The sequence below is a fragment of the Deferrisoma sp. genome (genome assembly GCF_054681715.1).
Genome location: NZ_BAAHFQ010000141.1, coordinates 1 through 7273 on the forward strand (window position 1 = coordinate 1; position 7273 = coordinate 7273).

The 7273-nt window shown below is 69.1% G+C and carries 7 protein-coding genes and 4 tRNA genes; 8 read left to right on the forward strand and 3 right to left on the reverse strand.

Annotation, left to right across the window (positions count from 1 at the left end; genetic code table 11):
• Positions 1-115 precede the first annotated feature (115 nt).
• Positions 116-610: a hypothetical protein gene (locus ACY0I8_RS14645; RefSeq protein ID WP_461395341.1), complete on the reverse strand. Its 495-nt coding sequence runs from the start codon at positions 608-610 to the stop codon at positions 116-118.
• Positions 611-736: 126 nt separating this feature from the next.
• On the opposite strand from ACY0I8_RS14645, the gene ACY0I8_RS14650 reads away from it, so the two are divergent.
• Positions 737-816, forward strand: a tRNA-Met gene (locus ACY0I8_RS14650).
• Positions 817-1150: 334 nt separating this feature from the next.
• Here the strand turns inward: ACY0I8_RS14650 and ACY0I8_RS14655 are convergent.
• Complete coding sequence (locus ACY0I8_RS14655; protein ID WP_461395342.1) at positions 1151-1750, reverse strand: flavodoxin family protein; 600 nt, start codon at positions 1748-1750, stop codon at positions 1151-1153.
• Positions 1747-2745: a 2-hydroxyacid dehydrogenase gene (locus ACY0I8_RS14660; RefSeq protein ID WP_461395345.1), complete on the reverse strand. Its 999-nt coding sequence runs from the start codon at positions 2743-2745 to the stop codon at positions 1747-1749. Before ACY0I8_RS14660 ends, ACY0I8_RS14655 begins: the two co-directional genes overlap by 4 nt.
• A gap of 467 nt (positions 2746-3212) precedes the next feature.
• On the opposite strand from ACY0I8_RS14660, the gene ACY0I8_RS14665 reads away from it, so the two are divergent.
• The 7 genes from ACY0I8_RS14665 to ACY0I8_RS14695 all read left to right on the forward strand — a co-directional run bounded on the left by ACY0I8_RS14665 (position 3213) and on the right by ACY0I8_RS14695 (position 7272).
• On the forward strand, positions 3213-4007 hold the full coding sequence (locus ACY0I8_RS14665; RefSeq protein WP_461395343.1) for a hypothetical protein: 795 nt from the start codon (positions 3213-3215) through the stop codon (positions 4005-4007).
• 15 nt (positions 4008-4022) lie between these two features.
• Complete coding sequence (locus ACY0I8_RS14670; RefSeq protein WP_461395344.1) at positions 4023-4874, forward strand: mechanosensitive ion channel family protein; 852 nt, start codon at positions 4023-4025, stop codon at positions 4872-4874.
• The gene (gene corA, locus ACY0I8_RS14675) at positions 4871-5932 is read left to right on the forward strand and encodes a magnesium and cobalt transport protein CorA (protein ID WP_459940532.1); all 1062 of its coding nucleotides are present in this window, start codon (positions 4871-4873) and stop codon (positions 5930-5932) included. Before ACY0I8_RS14670 ends, corA begins: the two co-directional genes overlap by 4 nt.
• Positions 5929-6936, forward strand: coding sequence for a DUF389 domain-containing protein (locus tag ACY0I8_RS14680; RefSeq protein ID WP_459940533.1), 1008 nt, complete (start codon positions 5929-5931; stop codon positions 6934-6936). The genes corA and ACY0I8_RS14680 overlap by 4 nt, the downstream gene beginning before the upstream one ends.
• A gap of 57 nt (positions 6937-6993) precedes the next feature.
• A tRNA-Pro gene (locus ACY0I8_RS14685) sits at positions 6994-7070 on the forward strand.
• A gap of 21 nt (positions 7071-7091) precedes the next feature.
• Positions 7092-7168: transfer RNA gene (locus tag ACY0I8_RS14690), tRNA-Arg, on the forward strand.
• Positions 7169-7197: 29 nt separating this feature from the next.
• Positions 7198-7272 (forward strand) — tRNA-His (locus ACY0I8_RS14695).
• Position 7273 lies beyond the last annotated feature (1 nt).

Below are 7273 nucleotides of genomic sequence, written 5' to 3' on the forward strand. Positions count from 1 at the left end.
TATATGAGTTTGGAGTCGATCGCCGACGTGATCAAACGAACCACTCCACCCCCACCGAACCCGGCGCTGCCGGTGGCAGCCTGATCTATCAACCGAGGATGACGCGGTCGGCTTCTTACACCACCTTGACGGACGTGACCAGCGGTTCCCCACGTCGTCCCCCTTGTACCCGCAGCTTTCGCTTCAAGCGCTCAACGTCTAACGGAAGCAACTCTCGTGGCTCCCTATCCCCAAGCTCCGGATTTATATGCTTCTGAAATCTATTTTCATCCGTGACGATACCCTTGAGCCCAGGATGATGGGCTTTGTACTCTTCCCAAAGCCGACGTATGGTCCACCGCTCGTTCTGTTCCCTAATCTCCTGACGCCTAACCCTGGCAGGCTTTCTTTTTCCCTCTAGGATCTCTCCTCGAATCCGACTGGCGCGCGCCGGGGTCATATCGTCCGCATATTGGCGACCAACTTTCTCCTCCACGGTGACCCAGCGCCCGTCTCTCTGGACCCTATAAACAACGTAGTAGACGCGTTCCGTCCCCGTCCCGTGAACACGCCTTTTCTCCCTGTAGTACACGCCCGGGTACTTGGTTCGGAATCTCTTCCCCGCGCCCATCAGGCACCTCTCTGCGGCAGATTTCCAACATATTTTCCAACATCCGGGGGCGCATTTCAAGAATCCTTCGGTAGGCAGAGGGATGTCTCCGGCACAATTCATGTGTGATTTCTTTATGTTAGGTATAACGAGGTATCCAGCGGCAATCTTATGTTTTTGGGCTCATAACCCGAAGGTTGCAGGTTCAAGTCCTGCCCCCGCTACCAGCAAACCAAAACGGGCACCCGGTTTCGCCGGGTGCCCGTTTTTCATGGGAGCGCCCGTGGGCCGGGAAGCGGCCTGCTCCCAATACGAATCCCTTCAAAGGCATCGCCGGGGGCGGGTGGGGGCATGGGGCCTGCTGGAGCGGCGGGCGTGGCGCCTACAGTAGCCGGATGCCGCACTCACGCACGGCCGGAAACAGGCCCCATGCCCGCGCGACCCCGCGCGTGCCTCTATTGGCGCCGGGTTGATACCGTTCCGCTTTCGGCCATACGGCGGACCGCCGCGGCCTGAACCAACGGGCCGGACCCCGGCGACCGCGGACCGAACCCACTCGCTTCACCCCAGAGCCGCGGCCAACTCCCGCCCGCAGGCCTCGAGCTCGGCCAACGCGTCCCGGGCGCCGGCCAGCTCTCCCCGGCCGAACACGCCGAGCACCGGCACCTCCCGCACCACCTCGTACCCCAGGGCTTGGAGGGGCCAGGCCATGGCCTCCAGGGCGAACCCCATGTCCTCCCGGGCGTGCTGCTCCCCGATCGCCACCACCGCCGCCTTCCGGGCCTGCCCCGCGAGCCGGCTCGCCCAGGGCCCCGGCCGGGGCTCCTCGAACTCGTAGTAGCAGTACAGCCGGTCGACGAACGCCTTCATCCAGGCCGTGACGTTGTAGTTATGAACCGGCGATATGAGCACGATCCCCTGGGACCGCTCCACCTCCGGGTACACCCCAGCCAGATCGTCCTCGGTGACGCAGCGGCCCGCCTTCCGGCAGCCTTCGCACCCGATGCACGAGCGGAACGCGAGCTCCCGCAGGCGCACCTCGGTACCCCGCCGCCCGGCCTGCCGAACCCCGTCGAGCACCCGCGCGGCGGCAAGATCCGAGTTTCCCCCCTTCCGGGGGCTTCCGTTCACCACGAGCACGACGGGTTCCACCGGGATCATCGTCCGGTTCCCTCCCGAGATCGGTACACCTCCGGGTTCGCGCAGTGGGGCAGGGGCTCCCCCCGGAGACCCGCCAGCAGGTTCTCGGCCGCCATCACGGCCATGCGGGTCCGGGTGGCCACCGAGGCGCTGCCGATGTGAGGTACCACCAGGCAGTTGGGCAAGGCAAGCAGGGGGTGGTCGGGCGGGAGGGGTTCGGGGTCGGTCACGTCCAGGGCCGCCCCGGCGATCCGGCCGGCGGCCAGGGCCTCGTGGAGGGCCCCGGTGTCCACCACGGCCCCGCGGCTCGCATTGACCAGGATGGCCGTGGGCTTCATGAGGGCGAGGGCCCGCGCGTCGATCAGGTGGCGGGTCTGGGGGGTCAGCGGGCAGTGGAGGGTCACGAAGTCGCTTTCGGCGAGCAGGGTACCGAGGTCCACGTACCGGGCCCCCAGCCCCCGGGCCTCCGGGACCTCCCGGGGGCCCGTGTAGAGGAGCCGGCACCCGAACCCCCGGAGCCGGCGGGCCACGGCCCGGCCGATCCGGCCCAGGCCCACGATGCCCACGGTGGACCCGTGGACGTCGCGACCCGCGAGCCACAGGGGCTTCCAGGTGGTCCACTCCCCGGCCCGCACCGCGGCCTGGGCCTCGGGAAGCCGACGGGCCGCCGCCAGAAGGAGCGCCACCGCCAGATCCGCCGTGGTCTCCGTGAGCACCCCGGGGGTGTGGCCCACGGCGATGCCCCGCCGGGTGCAGGCAGCCAGATCGATGTTGTCCACCCCCACGGCCATCTGGCTCACCACCCGAAGCCCGGGCCCGGCCGCGTCCAGGAGTGCCTCGTCCACCGGGTCGGTGAGGAGGCACAGGAGCCCGGTTGCCCCCCGAACCCGCTCCCGCAGGACCTCCACGGGCGGCGGCAGGTCGTCGTCCCACAGGTCCACCGCGCAGGCGGGCTCAAGGAGATCCAACGCCTCCCGAGGAATCCTTCGGGTCACGAACACGCGGTCCACGTCCAGTCCCGTCCTTCCCCTTCGCTGGTGCCCGGCCATCGGGCCGTACCTTCGGCGATCCTATACCACTATCAACGAAAGTCTCGCCAGATCCCCGTCGTCGCTGCGGGAACCGGCGGGTCGGGCGCCGGAGGAGAGCCGGATGGGCCCCCTCACTTCGCCGCGCCGCCACCAGGCTTGCATCGCTTAGGAAGATCCGAAACTTCCGTCACCGGTGCCGCGGCCTGCCGCGCCGACAACGGCATGGGAAGGCGCGGCGAATCGGGTACTGCACTCACACCCGGCCGGAGCCAGTTCCCCACCCGCATCCGGCAATCCATTTGAGTATTAGCGTCTCCAAGCGGGACCAGACTCGCAGCGACACCAAGCAAGACGTTCGAGGCTCTTCGCACGCCGCGACGTTGCCTATTGCCCGTGACCGCCGACCTCGTATACTCGCCGGGGACGGGCGAGGGAGGGAGGAGAACGAACCCATGGCCGATCGATCCTGGTGGAGCGCGTATCGGATTCCGGCCGGAACCGCCGGCCGCTGGCGGATCGGCGCCCTGACCCTCTGGGCCGAGCGACGACCGGAGGAGTGGCTCCTGGCCGCCCGTTCCACCCACGATCCCCATGACGACGCGGTGGAGATCGAAGTCCCCACGACCGACCCTTTTCCGGACGAGGGAGCGGAGCAGGGCCGGTACCCTGCCCGGAGCCTGGGGGACGAACTGCGGCTGGACCCCTGCCTGCCCGACCGCCCCGTGGTCTCCCGCCCCGCGGTGCCCCTCTACCTCGCCCCCGGGGAAAAGGCCCGCCTCTACGTGAGCGTGCCCGTGTGGGTGCGGGTCAAGGCCGGCGCCGTGGCGTTGCGGGAGGTGCCCATCTACCGATCTTCGGACACCTGGTTCGGACCCAACACCCGCGAAGGGGAGCTCGCGTACGCGGCGCGAACCTCGGCCCGCACGCGGGCCGAAGAGGTGCCCCGGCGGCCCCACCGCGCCGTGGTGCCCGTAGATCTGGTGAACCGGACCAAGGCGCTGGTTCCCGTGGAACGGCTGAACCTGCCGGTGGTGTACCTGCCCCTGTTTGGGGCCGACGACGGGAACCTCTGGACCCCGTCCTTGGACCTGCGGATGGAGGGGGATGGGGAGGAGGAGCCCCGGATCCAGATGGACATCCGCCGGGCCCCGCCGTCCGAGGTCCCCCGGCCGGTCGCGATCGCCCCGGCCCGGGAAACCCCGGACCGGAACCTCCTGACCCGGGCCCTCTCCGCGCTCATCGGCTGACGAAGGGGAACCCTCGTGGACGCAAGAACCTTCCTGACGGACCTCTTGACCGGCGAACGGTTCCTCTCCGCCGTCCACGCCGTGCTGCTCCTCGCGGGCGGATGGGTGCTCGGCCGGGTCGCGGCGAACGCGGCCGGCCGCGTGGCCGCCCGGTACGCCGGCCCCCAGGAGCACGCCATGGTGCGGCGGCTGGCCTTCTGGGGTGTCATGGGCCTCGCGGCCGTGTCGGCCCTGCGGGAACTGGGGTTCGAACTGAGCGTGCTTTTGGGGGCGGCCGGGGTGCTCACCGTGGCGGTGGGGTTCGCGAGCCAAACCTCCGCCTCGAACCTCATCAGCGGGCTCTTTCTCATGGCGGAAAAGCCCTTCACCGTGGGCGACGTGATCAAGGTGGGCGATACGATGGGCGAGGTGCTCTCCGTGGACCTCCTGTCCGTCAAGCTGCGGACCTTCGACAACGTGTTCGTGCGCATCCCCAACGAAACCATGATCAAGGCCGAGATCTCCAACTACACCCGGTTTCCCATCCGCCGGCTCGACGTGAAGGTGGGGGTGGCCTATAAGGAGGACATCGCCCGGGTCCGGGAGGTGCTCCTCCGGGTGGCCGAAAAGAACCCGCTGTGCCTCGAGGAGCCCAAACCTTTGATCATCTTCCTCGGCTTCGGGGAGTCGTCGCTCGACCTCCAGTTCTCGGTGTGGGCCCTGCGTCAGAACTTCCTCGACCTTCGGAACTCGATCCAGGAAGAGATCAAACAGGCCTTCGACGAGGCCGGCATCGAGATCCCCTTCCCCCACCGCACCCTATACGCCGGCAGCGTCACCGACCCCTTCCCGGTGCGGCTCGTGGGCGACACGGGGGGACAGGCTTGACCGCCGCCAAGAGCCGGGCCGCCAAGGTGGGGCTTCCCCCGGGAAGCCTCGTCCACGTGGGGGAACCCCAGGAGGGGCCGGCCCGGCTCCAGGTCCTGGACTACGACGCCTCACGGGTGGAGGAGCACGAACTCGAAAGCCCCGAGGCCCTGCGTGCCTATCTCTCCCGCCCCTCGGTGACCTGGCTCAACGTGGTCGGGGTCCACGACGTGGCCGCCGTGGCCGCGGTGGGGCGAATCCTCGGGATCCACCCCCTCGTGCTCGAGGACGTGGTGAACACCCGCCAGCGGCCGAAGGCCGAGGGGTTCGACGAGTACGCCTTCGTGGTGGCCAAAATGATCCGGTTCGACGAGGAGGCGGGAAGACTCGGGGTCGAGCACGTGAGCCTGGTCGTGGGCCGGGGGTTCGTCGTGACCTTCCAGGAGCGCAGCGGAGACGTCCTCGATCCCCTCCGGGAGCGGATCCGCAAGGGTGTGGGACGGGTGCGGGCGGCCGGTGCCGACTACCTTGCCTACTGCGTCCTCGACCTCTTGGTGGACCACTACTTTCTCGCCCTCGAGGGGCTCGGGGGCCGGATCGAGGGCCTCGAAGAACCGATTCTCTCCGACCCGTCCCCGGAGGTGCTCCAGGCGATCCACGAGGCCAAGCGGGCCGTGGGCGCCGTGAGGAAGGCCGTGTGGCCCCTGCGGGAAGCCCTCCTCTACCTGGAACGGGACGCGGGCGGTCTCGTGGACGAGGCCACGCGGCCCTACCTGCGCGACGTGTACGACCACTGCGTGCAGGTGATCGACACCGTGGAAACCTACCGGGACCTCCTGGCCGGGTACCTCGACGTGTACCTCTCGAGCCTGTCGAACCGCATGAACGAGGTCATGAAGACCCTCACCGTGATCGCCACGATCTTCATCCCGCTCACCTTCCTCGCCGGGGTGTACGGCATGAACTTCGAGCACATGCCCGAACTCAAATGGCGGTGGGGTTACCCGGCGGTCTGGGCGGTCATGGTGGCGGTGGGAATCGGCATGGTCCGCTGGTTCCGGCGGCGGGGCTGGTTGTGAACCTACGGCTTCTCGAAGGCGTGGTGCCCCGGGCCCATCGGGACGCCCTTCGCCGGCACCTGGAAGAGGCGCCTGTCCTTGGCCACTGGATCGACGATCTGGCCGAGGGCAAGGTCCTCGTGCGGGCCCTCCTGGACGCCGAGCACGCCGAGGAGGTGGTGGACCACCTGGACACGCACTTCGGCCACACCCCGGACTTCCGGCTCCTCCTGCTGCCGGTGGAGGCCACCTTGCCCCGGCCGGAACCCCCGCCCTCCCCGACACCCCAGGCCGCGGCGCCGCCCCGGGGGAGGATCAGCCGCGAGGAACTCTATGCCGACGTGGAGCCGGGGGCCGATGCCGGGGCGAACTTCCTCGTACTCACGGGGCTGGCCACCGTGGTGGCCGTGGTGGGGCTGTTGCGGTCGAACCCGGCCGTGGTGATCGGCGCCATGGTGATCGCTCCGCTCCTCGGCCCGATCCTCGCCTCGTCGCTGGCCGTGACCGTGGGCGACGGGCCCCTGTGGCGCCGGGCCGTGCGAGCCGGGGCGGTCGGCACCGGCCTGGCTCTCGCCCTGTCCGTGGCCGCCGGGGCGATCCTGCCCGTGGACCCCGGCCTCCCCGAGATCGCCTCCCGCACCCGGGCGGGATTCGGGGACCTCGTGCTGGCCCTGGCCGCGGGCGCCGCCGGCGCCCTCTCCGCCACGGGCGGAACCGGCGGGGGGCTCATCGGGGTCATGGTCGCGGTGGCCCTGCTGCCGCCGCTGGTGACGGCGGGGCTACTCGCCGGCTCCGGGCACTGGGCGGACGCCGGCGGCGCGGGGCTCCTGTTCGTGGCCAACTGGGTGTGCCTGAACCTGGCCGGGGTGGTCACGTTCCTGGCCAAGGGGGTCCGGCCCCACCGGTGGTGGGAGGCGGAGAAAGCCAAGAAGGCCGTGCGCCGAAGCCTCGCCACGTGGGGCGCCCTGCTCGTGCTCCTGGCCCTCGCGCTAGCCGCGTCGCGGGCTCTTCGGTGGGGCGGTTGATCCCCCGTTTTCCCCGTTGAGCTGGACGAGGCGATGTGATAGCATTTCGCTTCTTGTCGGGGCGTGGCGCAGCCTGGTAGCGCACCTGCCTTGGGCGCAGGGGGTCGGAAGTTCGAATCTTCTCGCCCCGACCACGCAGCCAGCGATCGCCCGTTGCGCCTGTAGCTCAGTCGGATAGAGCAGCGGCCTTCTAAGCCGCGGGTCGGGGGTTCGAATCCCTCCAGGCGTGCCACACGGCGGTTCCACCATAGCGGATCGATGGTGAGTGTAGCTCAACGGTAGAGCACCGGACTGTGGATCCGGGAGTTGTGGGTTCAAATCCCATCACTCACCCCAA

What these genes read in the sequence shown, in the direction of transcription:
- ACY0I8_RS14645 (WP_461395341.1), bottom strand. Translation starts at nt 610, where the DNA reads ATGGGCGCGGGGAAGAGATTCCGAACCAAGTACCCGGGCGTGTACTAC.
- ACY0I8_RS14655 (WP_461395342.1), bottom strand. Translation starts at nt 1,750, where the DNA reads ATGATCCCGGTGGAACCCGTCGTGCTCGTGGTGAACGGAAGCCCCCGG.
- ACY0I8_RS14665 (WP_461395343.1), top strand. Translation starts at nt 3,213, where the DNA reads ATGGCCGATCGATCCTGGTGGAGCGCGTATCGGATTCCGGCCGGAACC.